The sequence below is a fragment of the Vibrio sp. CyArs1 genome (assembly GCF_022432925.1).
Taxonomy (GTDB): Bacteria; Pseudomonadota; Gammaproteobacteria; order Enterobacterales; family Vibrionaceae; genus Vibrio; species Vibrio mediterranei.
This window is the reverse complement of record NZ_JAKRBO010000003.1, coordinates 537317-553078: the sequence shown is the minus strand read 5'-3', so window position 1 is coordinate 553078 and position 15762 is coordinate 537317. Positions and strand designations below refer to the sequence as shown.

Annotated in this window: 16 protein-coding genes; 11 read left to right on the top strand and 5 right to left on the bottom strand. The window is 43.8% G+C overall.

What is annotated here, in order from left to right:
• Positions 1–143 precede the first annotated feature (143 nt).
• Positions 144–824 carry a monofunctional biosynthetic peptidoglycan transglycosylase gene (gene mtgA / locus MMA19_RS13095; protein ID WP_038224978.1) on the top strand — a complete coding sequence of 227 codons (681 nt, stop codon included), beginning with the start codon at positions 144–146 and terminating at the stop codon, positions 822–824.
• Here the strand turns inward: mtgA and MMA19_RS13090 are convergent.
• A complete protein-coding gene (locus MMA19_RS13090; RefSeq protein ID WP_062455662.1) occupies positions 811–2031 on the bottom strand; it encodes a multidrug effflux MFS transporter in 1221 nt (406 codons plus the stop codon). The two genes, mtgA and MMA19_RS13090, sit on opposite strands and share 14 nt — an antisense overlap.
• An 89-nt stretch (positions 2032–2120) precedes the next feature.
• Between MMA19_RS13090 and MMA19_RS13085 the strand changes: the two genes are divergently transcribed.
• Positions 2121–3011, top strand: a complete 891-nt coding sequence (locus MMA19_RS13085) for a LysR family transcriptional regulator (protein WP_240206407.1) — start codon at positions 2121–2123, stop codon at positions 3009–3011.
• Positions 3012–3079: 68 nt separating this feature from the next.
• Here the strand turns inward: MMA19_RS13085 and MMA19_RS13080 are convergent, their stop codons facing one another.
• Complete coding sequence (locus MMA19_RS13080) at positions 3080–3451, bottom strand: hypothetical protein (RefSeq protein ID WP_240206406.1); 372 nt, start codon at positions 3449–3451, stop codon at positions 3080–3082.
• Positions 3452–3520: 69 nt separating this feature from the next.
• Between MMA19_RS13080 and MMA19_RS13075 the strand changes: the two genes are divergently transcribed.
• Together MMA19_RS13075 and MMA19_RS13070 are read left to right on the top strand one after the other, a co-directional pair.
• Positions 3521–4102 carry an FMN-dependent NADH-azoreductase gene (locus MMA19_RS13075; protein ID WP_240206405.1) on the top strand — a complete coding sequence of 194 codons (582 nt, stop codon included), beginning with the start codon at positions 3521–3523 and terminating at the stop codon, positions 4100–4102.
• Between the two features lie 161 nt (positions 4103–4263).
• On the top strand, positions 4264–4614 hold the full coding sequence (locus MMA19_RS13070; protein ID WP_062455671.1) for a hypothetical protein: 351 nt from the start codon (positions 4264–4266) through the stop codon (positions 4612–4614).
• A gap of 375 nt (positions 4615–4989) precedes the next feature.
• Here MMA19_RS13070 and MMA19_RS13065 read toward each other — a convergent pair whose 3' ends face one another.
• The 3 genes from MMA19_RS13065 to MMA19_RS13055 all read right to left on the bottom strand — a co-directional run bounded on the left by MMA19_RS13065 (position 4990) and on the right by MMA19_RS13055 (position 8665).
• Complete coding sequence (locus MMA19_RS13065; RefSeq protein ID WP_171392197.1) at positions 4990–6009, bottom strand: hybrid-cluster NAD(P)-dependent oxidoreductase; 1020 nt, start codon at positions 6007–6009, stop codon at positions 4990–4992.
• Positions 6010–6066: 57 nt separating this feature from the next.
• On the bottom strand, positions 6067–7728 hold the full coding sequence (gene hcp, locus MMA19_RS13060; RefSeq protein WP_006069107.1) for a hydroxylamine reductase: 1662 nt from the start codon (positions 7726–7728) through the stop codon (positions 6067–6069).
• Positions 7729–7924: 196 nt separating this feature from the next.
• Positions 7925–8665: an FCD domain-containing protein gene (locus MMA19_RS13055; RefSeq protein ID WP_006069108.1), complete on the bottom strand. Its 741-nt coding sequence runs from the start codon at positions 8663–8665 to the stop codon at positions 7925–7927.
• Between the two features lie 220 nt (positions 8666–8885).
• Between MMA19_RS13055 and MMA19_RS13050 the strand changes: the two genes are divergently transcribed.
• From MMA19_RS13050 to MMA19_RS13020, 7 genes are all read left to right on the top strand, one after another.
• Positions 8886–10121, top strand: a complete 1236-nt coding sequence (locus tag MMA19_RS13050; protein ID WP_240206404.1) for a M20 family metallo-hydrolase — start codon at positions 8886–8888, stop codon at positions 10119–10121.
• 46 nt (positions 10122–10167) lie between these two features.
• The gene (locus MMA19_RS13045) at positions 10168–11559 is read left to right on the top strand and encodes an AbgT family transporter (protein ID WP_006069110.1); all 1392 of its coding nucleotides are present in this window, start codon (positions 10168–10170) and stop codon (positions 11557–11559) included.
• Positions 11560–11605: 46 nt separating this feature from the next.
• Positions 11606–12319 carry a DUF1028 domain-containing protein gene (locus tag MMA19_RS13040; protein WP_240206403.1) on the top strand — a complete coding sequence of 238 codons (714 nt, stop codon included), beginning with the start codon at positions 11606–11608 and terminating at the stop codon, positions 12317–12319.
• A gap of 127 nt (positions 12320–12446) precedes the next feature.
• Entirely contained in the window at positions 12447–13169 is a 723-nt protein-coding gene (locus MMA19_RS13035; protein WP_124941843.1) for an amino acid ABC transporter ATP-binding protein, read from the top strand.
• The gene (locus MMA19_RS13030) at positions 13169–13963 is read left to right on the top strand and encodes an amino acid ABC transporter permease (RefSeq protein ID WP_240206402.1); all 795 of its coding nucleotides are present in this window, start codon (positions 13169–13171) and stop codon (positions 13961–13963) included. Before MMA19_RS13035 ends, MMA19_RS13030 begins: the two co-directional genes overlap by 1 nt.
• Positions 13964–13990: 27 nt before the next feature.
• On the top strand, positions 13991–14815 hold the full coding sequence (locus MMA19_RS13025; RefSeq protein WP_088878140.1) for a transporter substrate-binding domain-containing protein: 825 nt from the start codon (positions 13991–13993) through the stop codon (positions 14813–14815).
• A gap of 8 nt (positions 14816–14823) precedes the next feature.
• Positions 14824–15726: an amino acid ABC transporter permease gene (locus MMA19_RS13020; RefSeq protein WP_240206439.1), complete on the top strand. Its 903-nt coding sequence runs from the start codon at positions 14824–14826 to the stop codon at positions 15724–15726.
• Positions 15727–15762: the final 36 nt, after the last annotated feature.

The window sequence follows — 15762 nt, the reverse complement described above, 5'->3', positions numbered from 1 at the left end:
AAGATTTTGTATTTTGACGACAGATTTCATCATTAGTTCACCCTATAACGCACTCATCAATAGATCAATTCCTTCACAGCATGTTTTGCACCTAAAGCAAATAGAATCTACACTGTTGCCATATCGAATCGAGTAATAACTTAATGAATCCTATGATAAAGAAGCTGCTCATCAATCTAATTTTGGTATTAGTCGGCGTTCCGATTCTGTTAGTCGTATTCCTTAAGTTTCTTAATCCGCCAATTTGGGGATGGAAAGTGGCTCGTACCCTATTTCCACCGGAAGGGTATCCAACGCAAACCCGCCAGACATGGGTTCCTCTATCTCAGATAAACCCCAACATGCCGCTCGCAGTAATAGCGTCAGAAGATCAGAATTTCCCTCATCATATTGGTGTGGATTTTGGAGCCCTTTTTAGTGTTTTGGCAGAGAGTGGCAGCCCGTCTCGCGGAGCGAGTACCATTACTCAACAAACCGCAAAAAACGTGTTCTTATTTCCAAGCCAAACTTACATTCGAAAAGCTTATGAACTTTATATTGCCTTACTGCTCGAAGTCATTTGGGGTAAAGAGCGCATTATGGAAGTTTATTTGAACGTTATAGAGTTTGGCCCCGGTATTTATGGTGTAGAAGCAGCCAGTCAATATTACTTTGGCATCAGTGCCAACAGATTAAGTAAAGTCCAAGCAGCTCAACTCGCAGTAGTGCTGCCTAACCCTTATCGAATTAAGCCGACACCGATGTCAGATTACGTTAACAAGCGGACACTCTGGGTAGTAAGTCAGATGAATAACCTAGGATATAATTCAATTAACTATCAATAGTGTCCATTTGTTTCGTTCCACCAGCATAGCGTCTGATCTGGCTCATTAGAAGAACGGCTGCCATCAACAAGGCTGATGCAATATAGAAACTTCCTAGCGTCATTTGGCTTGTTACCCAGCGTTCAACCAAATACCCACCAAATACACCAGCTATCACCATTTGAATTGAGCCGGATAACGCGGACACCGCGCCCGCGTTTTCTTTATGAGGACCAAGTAACAAAGCGATGGAAATCGGAAATGACAACCCTTGAGCAACAGTGAGCCAAGTAAAAGCGAACACAAGGTTAAATACCGTCATCTCAGTCATTAACAACCACAAACCCGATAACGACATAATGGTAATGGCGAGGAACAAAATCCAGTTGTTAGAAAAATACCGGTTGAGGATATTGAGCGATACGCTTCCCATCATAAGACCTGCTGATGGGATAATCATTATCGTTCCATATTCTGCCGCAGTTAAACCAAGCTGATGCTGCATTAAGAATGGGAATAAACTTAAAGAGACAACTGCACCTAGGTAACTGATCCAGTTATAACTTGCACTGCCAATCACTTGAGGGTTAACAATTAACTTTGAATAGCCATGGATCACTTCTGTCACTTTGAATTTACGAGGCTTATAAGGCAAGGTTTCCGGCAAAATGAACCAGCCAAGCGTGAAGATAGCGACCAAATATACCAAGACGAAAACAAACACTGCTTCCCAGCTTAAGTGAAACGCAATCCAACCACCAAAGACAGGGGCAATAATAGGCATAACCGAAGCCGTCACCGAAATATAAGACAGCGCCTTGGTAAGCTGTTTTCCGTCATAGCTATCACGAAGTACACTTCGCCCCAACACGGAAGCACTTCCAGCTCCGAGTCCCTGAAGCAATCGACCTACTTCTAACGCGGTAAAGTGTTCATTCAAAGCAATACACAGCAGTGTTCCGACTAGGTAAACTCCTTGACCGAGGATAAACACCGGACGTCGGCCAATAGCATCGGACAAAGGACCATAAAAGAGTTGAGAAAGTCCGAAACCAACCAGAAACAGTGTTACGAGCATCTGAACATCCGCATGTCCAATTGATAGGGCTTCGCTAATAAGTGGAAGTGAAGGTAAGTAAATGCTCACGCCCACTTGACCCGTTGCGATGATCATCATCGCGAGCAACATAGGTGTTTTATTAAAAGATTTATTGTGTTTTCTATTCATACACACATTCTATATTGCGTATGAATCATTGATAATACACTATAAAGGAAACAGAATACGTCCTAACAGGAAACAATCTCGGAGCGCATATGGATTGGATATCGTGTATTAATACTTACATTCGTGTTGTCGAGGAAGGCAGCTTCAATGGTGCAGCCAGAAGACTTAATACTACTAGTTCAGCCATCAGCAAACGCGTCCACTGGCTTGAAGAACGTATCGGTGTCCAACTTCTAAAAAGAACCACTCGCTCTGTCACCCAAACAGAAGCAGGTGCGCTTTTCTATCAACGCTCAAAAGATTCTCTTGATAGGTTTCAGTCCATCATTGACGAGACTCGCTCGGTCAATGAAACTCCGGCAGGATTGTTAAAAATCGGCGCAACCATCGCCGTCGGCTCCAAATTTTTGGTTCAGTATCTAAACGACTTTCTAACGCAATATCCTGACATTCGAGTTCAGCTGACCACCACAATTCCTGGTCAGCTTCCAGATGCCAACCTAGATGTATTTATTAGTCGTGAGCTAGAAACTCTCAACAGTCTTAGCATGAGACAAACTTCATTATTTGAGCAACGAATCGGCTTTTATGCTGCGCCTTCCTACATTAGAGAGTTTGGTGCTCCCCAATCTATTGACGAGCTCAAACAACATAACATTCTTATTTGGGGTGAGCGTCCACAACGAGAATACAAGATCTCCAAAACACAACGCGTCATGTTGTCCGGAAATTTTGCGACCACTAACCCAGAAGCATTATTTTATGCCGCCAAAAATGGGATGGGGGTATTAATCAGTAACGACATTATGATCAAAGAAGACGTCAAGTCTGGCGCTTTAGTTAGAGTCCTTCCCGAGATTCAAGCTTTGGACTCTACCGTCTACGCCTATTATCCTAAACTGGATTATGAGCATACGAGAACCAAACTATTTTTGGACTATATCAAAATGCGTTTGGCTCAGTCGAACGAAGAAGGGTAAAGCAATGAAAAAATCGCCAGCACTACCCTACTTTCTATCAATAAAAAGAACGCCAGATCCAATTTGGCTCAGGATGCACTAGTAAAGTGCATCTTTGACTTTTTCAAGGTCTTATCTAGTACGCTGATGGCCAAAGACAAACAGAAGAAGAACCAAACGAGCTGACCAGTAATAACTAACCAACTGTTTTTCCATTCAGAGGCCGTATAAACAATGAGTTGCATCCCCAAGAAATAAGCAATAATGCTCAAGAAAACCAAGGCAATGAACCCGAACACCATCAGAAATGTTATCCATTTAGGCTTAATTAAACTCCAATAAGTAATGAAAAATTCAATTGCTCCTAATTGTCTTGCATAAGTAGTTCCACTTTTATTGCGGGCATTTTCTTGTTCAGTTATTTCGAACTTCTCACTCAAATTTAGTGACTTTTCAGTCACGCTCCGTCTGATTAGACTGGACGCATTGTTTAGGAAGCGAAAGTGACTTCCCCATAAAAGGATAACGATATGTCTAAAACTCTTGTTCTAAAGTCGAGCATTCTAGGTGATTACTCTCAATCAAATCAGATCATTGATCAGGCTATTGAGGGTAAATCCGATGTGATCATTCGTGACCTAGCCACTAATCCAGTGCCAGTATTGAACATGGAAGTGGCGACAGCCCTTCGCGGCAATAGCGAAGACTTAGCGCCAGAGCTTCAAGAGATTGTCAAACTTTCAGACGACCTCATTGAGGAACTCAAAAGCGCAAATAAAGTGATTATTGCAGCACCGATGTACAACTTCATGATTCCAACCCAGCTTAAGAACTATTTTGATCTTATCGCTCGTGCTGGAGTAACGTTCACCTACACTGAAACAGGCCCTGTTGGTCTTATCCAAGAGAAAGAAGTAGTGGTATTAACCACTCGTGGTGGCATTCACAAAGATACACCTCGCAACAGTATGAATGATTATCTTGCTACGATTTTAGGCTTCCTTGGTATGACGGATGTGGAATTCATTTACGCCGAAGCGCTAAACATGGGTGATGAACCTGCCACAGAAAACCGTGCATCTGCACTAGAATCTCTGAGCGCATTAGTCTAACTGTTCTTGGTGAGTCAATAGAGCAAATATAACGCGAATTGTACTCACCACTTTTGTTTCTCGCATTCTTTTCCTTGCTTCCATACAAACCTATGACACTTCTCCACAGATATAACTATACGCCTGTGCAATAATTTATTTATCAATGAATTGGAGGAGCCGTGTTGGTCGTTTTTTTCTGCTTTTGTCTAAGCGCGTACTACTTAGTCGCCTTTCCGGGGGGTGTTCACGCCTACCGCAAAGGGGCGTTAAGTTGGGGAGATGCGTTTTTGCCTCTAATGGTCTTCGCTGCTTGGTCTGTACTGGCAGTGTTTGGCGTAGGTGCACAAAGCTTAGGAAACTTGATAGAGGTTATCTTGCTGCTCATTGCAGCCGTTTGTATTTTCTATATTCGACTGATTTACGTTCACAGATATCCGAGTAACCGACTGCATTCGCTCTATATTATGTATCTGATAGTCACTGTGATAGTTATTCTAACCCGTGTTTTCTTTCCGCACATGATGGAGTAACACTAAGGATTAAGTTAATCATTATTAATACTCTTAGAAACGACCTTCTAAAAGCCATTCGTTATGGTAACTCATCACTTATTTCATATTGATTTACCATGAAACGTCTTTTCGCTCTTGCTATCGCCTTACTCGCTGCCTATGCCTTATTGAGTCCCAGTCATTATGTGACCAACCCTTGTCCCCAATCTCACTTGGAGCCCACTTCAAAGTCATTTGATGATGCTCACTTCCAGCAGTTGATCAAGCAAGCACAGTCTTGTTCATCTTGCTCAAAAAGTCATACCTAGAGTTGATATAAAAACCCGTTAAAAAAATGGGCGCTCGAACTAGTCGATACGCCCTCCCAAAACAGTGCAAATTATCAACAATCCGTCAGTTCAAGCTCACTTCTACATCCGATTTAATGGTACTGGAACAAGCCAGCACAAATCCATTAGCTTTCTCTTCTTCAGTCAACGTTTCGTAGCTGGTAGAGTCTACTTGGCCAACTTTCACCTTACATTTGCATGAACCACAAATACCACTGCGGCAAGCTGCAATAACCGGCACGCCTCCCTTCTCCAAGGCATCAATTAACAAGGTTCCCTTGTCAGCATCAAGCTCAACGCCAAAGTCAGGTACCGCCACTTTTACAACGCCCTCTTCTATGTCTACCGTAACATCAGTCGGCGTAAAACTTTCTTGATGGAACTCCGACATATCAAAGTTGGCTTGCTCTAGAGAAGATTTGACTACCTCCATAAAGCCCGTTGGACCACACAAATAAACGGTGCGTTCATGAAAGTCAGGAATTAACGACGTTAGCCATTCAAGATTTATCAAACCTTGTGGAAAATCTGTGCCAGAATTGTCTTCAAGCAACATTTTTAGTGCGAAGTTATCGACCGTTTGGTTAAGCTCAACCAACCTATCAAAGTAAATTGCATCCTGTTTGCTCTTCGCAAGATGGAGAAATTCGATATTGACATCTGCACCGTCCACAAGCCACTGATCGACCATGGACATGACAGGTGTGATACCACATCCCGCGCTGATCATTAGGACTTTGTTTTTGGGCTGACAGTCAATATTATTGAAATGACCAAGTGGTGCTAACGCTTCTACCTGAGCACCAACTTCAAGCTGCTCAACAATATGGTTTGACACCAAACCGCCTGCGACGCGCTTCACTGTGAATTTGAGCGTTTTACTTCCCGGTACTGAACTAATTGAATAAGCTCGATACGCTTTACTGCCGTCAATATCAAAGCCAAGCGATGAGAATTGACCCGGTTTGAATTGAAATTCAGTCTCGCCGGACTTTGAAGCAAGTTCAAACGATACCGAATCTGGTGTTTCAAACCACTTTTTAGTACATGTCAGTTCTATCGTATCTGATTGGGACCATGCCATTACATCATTCCTCTGAATAAGAAATGGCGCCTTAAACGCCATTTCTAGTACCTTTTTTTACGCTGCCAAAATCGTCTTTAAGTCGTTTTCTACGGTAGAAATACCACGCATATCAAACTTCTCTTGTAAGATGCTAAGCAGGTTATCTGTAAGGAATGCAGGAGCCGTTGGACCGGTATAAATGCCTTTAACGCCTAAAGCGAAGAGTGTCAACAAGATAACAATCGCTTTTTGCTCAAACCAAGATAGGACGAGAGTCAGTGGCAATTCGTTAATGCCACAATCAAACTCATCAGCAAGCGCTAACGCCAATTGGATAGCAGAGTAAGCGTCATTGCACTGACCCACATCCAATAGGCGAGGAATACCATTGATGTCACCAAACTGGTTTTTGTTGAAGCGGAACTTGCCACACGCCAGCGTCAGAATAACACTATCTTCCGGAGCTTGAGCTGTAAAATCGCTGTAGTAACTACGCTCTGCCTTGTCGCCATCACAACCACCAACCAAGAAGAAATGCTTGATTGCGCCCGCTTTCACCTGTTCGACGACTGCTGGTGCTGCTTGCATTAGCGCATTGCGACCAAACCCAACCGTGATCATGTGTTCAATTTCGTCGTGCTGGAAGCCGTCTTGTGCAAGTGCACATTCAATCACTTGACTGAAATCGTCCCCTTCAATGTGCGCCACACCTGGCCAACCTACAATGCTGCGCGTGAACAGACGGTCCGCGTATTGACCGACATTAGGATTCAACAGGCAGTTAGACGTCATTACAATCGCACCAGGGAAGTTGGCAAACTCTTTTTGCTGGTTCTGCCATGCGCTGCCATAGTTACCGACTAAATGAGGGTACTTCTTAAGCTCTGGATAAGCGTGAGCTGGGAGCATCTCACCATTAGTGTAGACGTTAATGCCTTTTCCTTCTGTTTGTTGAAGGATTTTCTCTAAGTCATGAAGGTCGTGACCAGACACTAGAATGCAGTGGCCTTTTACCGTTTTAACGTTAACTTGAGTCGGCTCAGGGTGACCGAAGGTTTCCGTTTCACCTTTATCTAGCATTTCCATGATCTTGTAATTCATAAGACCAATTTGCATCGAGGTATTCAGTAATGGCTCCAAATCGACAGGGTCAGTACCTAACCAAGCCATAATTTGGTGATACTCACCATAGACCGCTTCATCTTTTTGAGAGAGTACACGAGCATGCTCAAGGTAGGCGGCTGCACCTTTAAGACCATAGAGACAGAGTAAACGAAGGCCAATCACGTCTTCATGTAGACTATCGTGACCACGGTTTACCGCTGCAGTTGGAGCAAATTCTAATAGCGCTTGTTTTGTAGTTGGTAAGTCAAACTGAGCTGCAGGAGAAAGTTCATCAATCGCGATACCTTGTACTAGAGAGGCAGCTTGAACTTGTTCTTGGAGACGCGCTTTATATGTTGCAGCCAGATTGGCAAGCTCGATGATGCGTTCAGGGTCGAAGTTAACGTTAGTTAGCGTAGAAAAGAATGCTCTAGGCGCCCATTGGTCGATTTCTTGGTCTACGATACCAAATTTACGACCCTGATCGGCCCAGAATGAAACCCCTTGAAGGGTATACACTAATACGTCTTGTAGGTCAGAAACTTCAGACGTTTTGCCACACATACCTTGAGTATAAGAACACCCTTTAGCAACAGGGGTTTGAATAGTTTGTTCGCATTGAATACAGAACATAATGAGGACTCCAGTATTTTAATTCGTGCCTTGGTACTTTGCCAAAGCTGATTATTCCTGAAGTCTCTATAGCATAACGTGTGCCAATTTTTATCTTATTGTAATTAAAGACTTTTAACACAAAAATCACAATTAAAACAGTCATTTAGACCTAGACCACAATCACAACATTAAAACACACCTGAGTCATTATGACCTAAATTACATCAAGAAAACGATTCTCCATTTCAACTTCTTGAAGTTTCATTAGTTTCAACGCGGTTTTCATATGTTTCTGCATGACTTTATACGCCATTTCAGAATCACCAACTCTCAATGCCTCAATTAATGAAAGTTGGCTATCTATACCTGTGCGCCAGAGATCGTAATTTTCTGGCTCATATAGCTTCTTGTAGATTGTCATATCTGACAACATTTGAGCAGTAAAGCGGATAACCAGTTTTAGTAACTCATTGGAGGAAAAACTTGCCAAAATACGATGGAATTCAATCGACGCTAAGTGATGCTCTCGCTCTTCATAAATATCACGAGGAGGCTCAGCATACAATTTGGTTTGGTCCTTTAGCTCTTTGAGCTGATTCGACGTTAGTTTACCCGCTAAACTGGCGGCAAGTTGGGGCTCTAATGCGAGACGCAGCTGATACAAATCTTCAATTGAAGTCTCCTTGAAGAATAGATAATTACTCAGCAACATTTGCGCTTTTTCTTCAGAGACTTCGGAAACGAAGACACCACCTTTGGGGCCCGTTTTTGTCTGCAATAGCCCCTGAGCGTCTAATAGTCGCATCGATTCGCGCACTGTGCTTTTTGAGGCGTCAAACATTTCCATCACTTCCACTTCATTAGGAAGTCTATCTCCTGGCTGAAGCTTCTGTTCCACAATCCATTTTTTAATCGCTGACGCTACGTTTTCGGTTCGTCGTTTTTTGACGGTCAAAAGACACCTCTATTTTTACTCGATTTCAATGTCTACGGTAACTGAAACTCCCTGTCGGGTGAAGCAGTTACCTTAAAACACAAGGTTATCAGCTCTCAATATCGTTACAAATCATACTCACAAAAGCGACGACATCGATTGCATTTATCATGATAAATGGTGTATTTTGCCAATTTATCATGATAAATAAGTAAACGCAGCATCAAAAACGAGAATAAATATGACCATTGCATCCACTTCATCACTAGCTTGGGATTGGCTTGAGCAACTAGCAAAATGTTCTGAGACAACCAACCCTGATGTAGAAGGCGTAACCCGTCTTTGTGCCACAAAAGAACATAAAGAGGCCATCAATCTACTTAAGCAATACATGATGGAGTCAGGCATGTCAGTGAGAATGGACAATGCCGCCAACCTAATTGGCCGATACGCCAGCGCGGAATCAAACGCAAAGACTCTCATCTTTGGTTCACATCAAGACACCGTTCCTAATGGTGGTAAGTACGATGGAATTTTGGGAGTCGTTGCCCCACTCGCTCTCGTTCACCACCTGAACCAGCAAGATATTCAACTTCCGTACAACATTGATGTCATCGCCTTTAGTGATGAAGAAGGCACTCGCTTTCAATCAACACTACTCGGCTCGAAAGCCATTTCCGGTATTTTCGACCCTACAATGCTCGACGCTAAGGATCCACAAGGGGTATCGCTGCAAGACGCACTTCACGACTTTGGTTGTGAGACACAGCAAATAGAAAATGATGCCTACGACGCAGAAGAAGTCATTGGTTTTGTTGAGCTGCACATAGAACAAGGCCCACAGCTTGAAGCCGAACAACTGCCAGTCGGTGTTGTATCCGCTATCACTGGGATAGAAAGACATACCATAACCATTCATGGCAAAGCGGGACATGCTGGTACTGTTCCAATGCACAACCGCCAAGACTCTCTTGTCGGCGCAGCAAGTGTAATCAGCACTTTTGACGCCCTGTGTAAAAGTGATAGAGATCTCGTTGGCGTGATAGGAAAAATAGAAAACTACCCTAACGGCGTGAACGTCATCCCACAGAAAACGCATATTACCGTTGAACTTCGCTCTCCTATTGATGAGAAGCGCCGTAAAGCAAGAGCGACATTTTTAACGTCTATTCAGCAACAACTTCATGCACTCAATCTCAGTTACGACCATACGCAGACCTATGAGCAACAAGCCGTTCAATGTTCAAAGGCCCTGTCAGATAAGCTAACTCAAGCTATCGAAACCTGTGGTATTAAACCGAAAACCTTATTCAGTGGAGCTGGTCACGATGGCCTCGCGGTCAGCTCTCTAACCGACATCGCAATGCTGTTCATGCGATGCACTGATGGCGTAAGTCATCATCCTGACGAAGCGATTACTCAGGAAGACTTACAAGCATCTTTACAAGTACTAAAAGAATTCTGCCTAGCGATATAAAAACGTAAAGAATCAACCTAGAATCAAACTATGGAGAATATTGGACATGGAAATGACCAATCAGATTGACACAACATCGAAACGCCCCTGGTACAAGTCAATGCCAGACCCTATGGTCTTAATTTTTGGCATTTTGGTGGCAACTTACTTGCTCACATTTATCGTTCCAGCAGGCGTATTTGAAAGGGCCGTTGTTGATGGAAAAACAACGGTAGTTCCTGAGTCGTTTACATATCTTCAAGATGCACCATCGGTGCATTTCTTTGATATTTTCGTCGCCATTCCGAAAGGTTTGATTAGTGCAGCACCTTACCTGTTCATTGTGTTTATCGCTGGTGGGTTGTTCCATATTCTGCAACGTTCCGGAGCATTAGAAAATGCTATTGGTGTCGCAGTAAATCGCGTAGGAGTAGAAAACCGTAACCTAATAATCACTATTGGTACGTTTATTTATGGTTTCTTCGGTGTTGCGGTTGGTTTTGAAAATAACATTGCGTTGGTCCCAGTCGCTGTTTTGATTTCCGCGGCGGTCGGTTATTCAAGCCTAGTAGGTACCGTAATGGCAGTGGGTGGTATCGGTGTCGGTTTTGCTTTGTCACCTATTAACCCATATACCGTAGGTGTTGCTCAAGGTATTGCAGAACTGCCTACTTTCTCTGGCGCTGGCCTGCGTACCGCTCTTGTTATCGCCTCGCTGGCTCTTCTTTCACTCTTTATCTGCAAGAAAGTCACCAAAATGGACTTTGTAGAACAAGATGACTCCGCCGGCCTTAAGAAAGATCTTAGCGAATACTCGATGAATCGGGAGAACAAGCTCACGCTTGCTGCTTTTGTTGCAGGCCTTGGTGTGATGCTTTACGGTGTTTTCGCCAATGGTTGGTACATCAATGAGATTGCAGGTTTATTCCTGCTCATGGCGATTGTTATCGGTATCATCAACAAAATGAATGCTAACCAAATCGTCAAGGAAATGATGGTTGGTGCATCAGGTGTAACCGCAGGTGCCTTGGTAATCGGTGTCGCGGCATCCATTCAGGTGATTCTAGATCAAGCACAGATCATCGACACCATCGTTAATGCACTTAGCTCTCTAATCCAAGATATGCCAATTGCGATCTCTGCGATCGTAGCCAGTGTCGTGCAAGGTATTATCAACTTGTTTGTTCCATCAGGTTCAGGGCAAGCAATGGTAACTATGCCGATTCTAATTCCTGTTGCTGATTTGGTAGGAATGAGTCGTCAGCTGATGATTACTGCATTCCAAGTTGGCGATGGTTTAACCAACCTAATTGTTCCAACATCGGGCGGTACTTTAGCTATGCTGGCATTGGGACGAGTTTCTTACGAGCAATGGCTTAAAGCCATTATGCCATTCATGCTTATGGTATACGGACTAAGCTGGGTCGCACTATTCATTGGCCAATTAATCGGCTACTAACTTCAATTATAAGTGGAGGCACTGCGCCTCCCATTTCCAGAAGACTATGACAATATCTCTATTACATTTTAATCCATTAACCGGAACCTCAGCGTCCATTACTGCGACAGGAGGTCCTTGCGTTGGCGGATATGTCAATCATTCTTGGCGCTCCGTTGGTGCATGTGCTACCCAAGGGTTATTTACCAATCCTTGGTATGCAGACTTTGCCAAAAACAAATTACAGCAAGGTACTTCCGCCAGAGATATTATCAACGAACTGACTGCGTTAGACTCAGGACATAGTCAACGACAATGTCTTGTTATGGACCAAAACGGAGCATCCGCTGCGTTAGATGGCAGCGACAATATTGCTTACATTGGTCACCTTAGCTATCCAACTATTGCAGTGGCAGGCAATATGTTAGAGGGACATCAAGTCTTAGAGCAATTCAGTCGAGTATTTATTGAACAAACGGCCATAAACTCCCAAGCGGTATTGGAGCACATTGAGGCCCCTCAATATCAACCAGACTATGAAGCAACTTTGCCCGATGCGCTTATTAGCGCTTTAGAAGCTGCCTTATCAGCGGGCGGAGACAAACGAGGGACAATTTCGGCTTCATTGCGTATTGAATTCGCGCATCTCGCACCGATCGACATCCGTGTAGATTGGGCAAAAGCCGACCTTATCGAAGAGCTTCGCTTTGTTCTGGCTAAAGTACGAGAAAGCAGCTTTCAAGCGTTTTTATCTGAGCTCCCTCGACAAGTAGACCATTAAATCTTCTGGTGTCAGAAGTGTGACATCACTTCTGACACACTTATTATTCAACTAACTTCTCAAGCGCTTGTTATAGCTTAACGATATTGCTAATGTAGACGCATATAACAAAAACAATGGGTTCCAAGTGAACGCTGTCAGCTTTAACAACGTCGATAAATGGTTTGGAGAATTCCAAGCTCTCTCAGCAATTAACCTCGAAGTCCTCCAAGGTGAAATTGTCGTAATCTGCGGCCCTTCAGGCTCAGGAAAGTCCACATTAATCCGCTGCATTAACGGATTAGAGCAATACAATAATGGTGACATACAAGTATTGGGGCAAGCTATCAACTCTAGTGGAATAAAGCCCGGACAAGTTGGTATGGTATTCCAGCACTTCAATTTATTTCCACACCTTACTGTGTTAGAAAACCTCACTCTGTCGCCTATTCGCACACTCAAGCTATCTAAAAAAGAGGCCACATCTCGTGCACTCGAAATGCTTGAGCGCGTGAAAATCGCCGAGCAAGCGAACAAGTACCCTTCTCAACTATCCGGTGGTCAGCAGCAAAGGGTGGCAATAGCGCGCTCTCTTTGTATGAAGCCTGACATATTGCTGTTCGATGAACCGACTTCTGCGCTCGATCCTGAAATGATCAGTGAAGTGCTCAATGTGATGGTTGAACTGGCAGAAGAAGGGATGACCATGCTCTGTGTTACTCATGAAATGGGTTTCGCCAAACGTGTGGCAGACCGGGTAATCTTTATGGATGAAGGACAAATTCTAGAATCTGCTCCGCCGAGCCAGATTTTTGATAATCCGCAACACCCTAGAACAAAAGCCTTCTTAGATAAGATCTTAAATCACTGATGATATTAAAGATTATTAAGCCAGTTCTATCGGCATTGTTACAGATCGCATTAGTCACTGTTGCGCTTGTTTGGCTGCTCGATAGCGGAGCCCAAGCGATGGGCTATCGCTGGCAGTGGGAACGCGTACCCGATTACCTCGCCTTTTATGAAGATGGACAGTGGTGGCCCGCTGAGCTGCTTGAAGGACTTGTCGTAACACTCAAAATCAGTGGACTAGCGCTCGTTTTCACCTTGTTGTTTGGACTCATTACTGCCTTACTTAAAACATCAAACTCAGTCGTTGGTCGTGGCATAGCTCATTGTTATGTCGAAGGGATTCGAAATACACCACTACTTGTTCAAATCTACCTGCTTTACTTTGTGTTTGGTCCAATTATAGGTCTTGATCGTTTTTCTACTGCCGTGTTCGCGCTGGCTTTATTTCAAGGTGCTTATACAGCTGAGATATTGCGAGCAGGCTTAAACAGCATCCCTAAAGGGCAATTTGAAGCCTGCCGTTCAGTAGGTTTGTCGCGATTCTACACCTATTACGATGTGATACTGCCTCAAGTCGTGAGACGCACTGTCCCTCCACTCACCAATGAAATCGTATCGCTAATAAAAAACTCATCCATCGTCAGCGTTATGGCTATTTTCGATTTAACCACAGAGGGTCGCAACATCGTTTCAGAAACGGCCATGCCTTTTGAAATTTGGTTTACCGTGGCCGCTATTTATTTAGTACTAACACTTACGTTATCAGCTTTATCCGCTTGGTTGGAGCATCGCTTAAACCAATCGCAATCGATTTAACTTAAATCGCAATCAAGGAGTCAGACTATGCAAGGAAAACTCAAAAATATAATTAGAGCCATCACTACCGCAGCTATTGGTATGGCTGTGTCTCTAGGTGTCACTGCCAGTGACACTCCAAACCTCGACAAGATCAATGAACGAGGCACGCTACGCGTTGGTATGTCCACCTTTGTTCCATGGGCTATGCGTGACAAACAAGGTGATTTAATTGGTTTTGAAATCGATGTTGCTAAACGCCTCGCAGAGGACTCAGGCTGGAAAGTAGAATTTGTTCCAACTGCGTGGGACGGCATTATTCCAGCTCTATTGGCGCAAAAATTTGATGTAATCATCGGGGGTATGTCGATCACACCAGAGCGTTCTAAGAGTGTTCTCTTTACTGCACCTTACTCTCATTCAGGAGTTCAAATTGCCGCCAGTAAGAAACTTGCGGAAGGCTTCTCGACCATTGAAGACTTCGATTCTCGTCGAGTTAAGATCGCGGCAAGACGAGGCGCCTATACGGTTCAAGTTGCTCGTGAAACCTTCCCTAAAGCTAAAGTCTTACAATTTGACGATGATGCCCAAGCGTTTCAAGAAGTACTCAACGGTAATGCGCATGCAGTGATCGCATCTAGCCCTAAGCCAGAGCATGAAGCAATTAAACACGCCAATGCCCTGTTTATTCCGTTTAGTGAGCGTTTATCAAAAGGTAACGAGGCATTCGCAGTGCGCTTGGGTGAAGAGGACAAAAAAGCATTCTTTGATCAGTGGATTCAGGCTCGTACCGATGATGGTTGGCTAAAAGATCGCTATGAGTACTGGTTCTCTACTCTTGATTGGCAAGATCAAATCGCCGGCGGACAGTAAATATTATGATGAACACCAACTCAACAGGCCGTAAATATCGCAATGGTACAATGAAAAAGAAGTGGCGCTTATCCACTTTAGATCTTGTACTTATTACCGTGCTGGTTGTACTACTAGCGTGGCTCGGCTATCGCTCTTCCATTGGTATTAATTACCATTGGCGATGGTCTCAGGCTTTTGAGTTGGTGTTTACTCCCACAAGCAATGGTGGACTGCCCTACTTCGTTCAAGGCGCCATCTCGACATTACGCCTTAGTATTTGGGGTATGCTGTTGGCGCTTTCCCTAGGCACCCTACTTGGACTAGCGAAGCACTCAAATATGGTGTTTTTGCGGGTTCCGGCAAATATCTTTATTCAGCTGGTGAGGAATATTCCACCACTCGTATTCATATTTATTTTCTATTTCTTCATTTCCAATCAGCTAATTCCATTACTGGGGTTATCTGAATTACTTCGTGGTAGTAGTAGTGAAATTAGTGGCTGGCAATCCTTCTTATTCGGCCCTCAATCACTGTGGGAGAACTTACTATCCGGCGTAATATGCATAGGGCTGCTTTCCTCCGCCTATGTCGCTGAAATTGTCAGAGCAGGGCTTAACGCTATACCAAAAGGTCAGTGGGAAGCTGGTCAGTCATTAGGTTTGTCTACATGGCATCAATATCGTGACGTTATTGCCCCTCAAGTGCTTACTGCTATAAGCCCCGCTTTAGCCGGTCAAGCCATATCCTTAGTCAAAGACACCTCGATCGTTTCACTGATTTCGATTCAAGAGATGACATTTGTTGGCACTGAAATCGCTAATTCGTCTGGATTGATATTTGAGATCTGGCTAATCGTGGGCCTATGCTACTTTTTACTCTGCTTTTCACTATCGCTATTGTTTAGAAAGCTAGAAGTAACCCAGCGCTAACACTGCGCAAACCTAAGCACTACTTTCTGACAGAAC

Bases quoted from the DNA above. Each gene is read 5' to 3' on its own strand.
- mtgA (WP_038224978.1), top strand. From the start codon at position 144: ATGAATCCTATGATAAAGAAGCTGCTCATCAATCTAATTTTGGTATTA.
- MMA19_RS13090 (WP_062455662.1), bottom strand. From the start codon at position 2,031: ATGAATAGAAAACACAATAAATCTTTTAATAAAACACCTATGTTGCTC.
- MMA19_RS13085 (WP_240206407.1), top strand. From the start codon at position 2,121: ATGGATTGGATATCGTGTATTAATACTTACATTCGTGTTGTCGAGGAA.
- MMA19_RS13075 (WP_240206405.1), top strand. From the start codon at position 3,521: ATGTCTAAAACTCTTGTTCTAAAGTCGAGCATTCTAGGTGATTACTCT.
- MMA19_RS13065 (WP_171392197.1), bottom strand. From the start codon at position 6,009: ATGGCATGGTCCCAATCAGATACGATAGAACTGACATGTACTAAAAAG.
- hcp (WP_006069107.1), bottom strand. From the start codon at position 7,728: ATGTTCTGTATTCAATGCGAACAAACTATTCAAACCCCTGTTGCTAAA.
- MMA19_RS13050 (WP_240206404.1), top strand. From the start codon at position 8,886: ATGACCATTGCATCCACTTCATCACTAGCTTGGGATTGGCTTGAGCAA.
- MMA19_RS13045 (WP_006069110.1), top strand. From the start codon at position 10,168: ATGGAAATGACCAATCAGATTGACACAACATCGAAACGCCCCTGGTAC.
- MMA19_RS13040 (WP_240206403.1), top strand. From the start codon at position 11,606: ATGACAATATCTCTATTACATTTTAATCCATTAACCGGAACCTCAGCG.
- MMA19_RS13030 (WP_240206402.1), top strand. From the start codon at position 13,169: ATGATATTAAAGATTATTAAGCCAGTTCTATCGGCATTGTTACAGATC.
- MMA19_RS13025 (WP_088878140.1), top strand. From the start codon at position 13,991: ATGCAAGGAAAACTCAAAAATATAATTAGAGCCATCACTACCGCAGCT.
- MMA19_RS13020 (WP_240206439.1), top strand. From the start codon at position 14,824: ATGAACACCAACTCAACAGGCCGTAAATATCGCAATGGTACAATGAAA.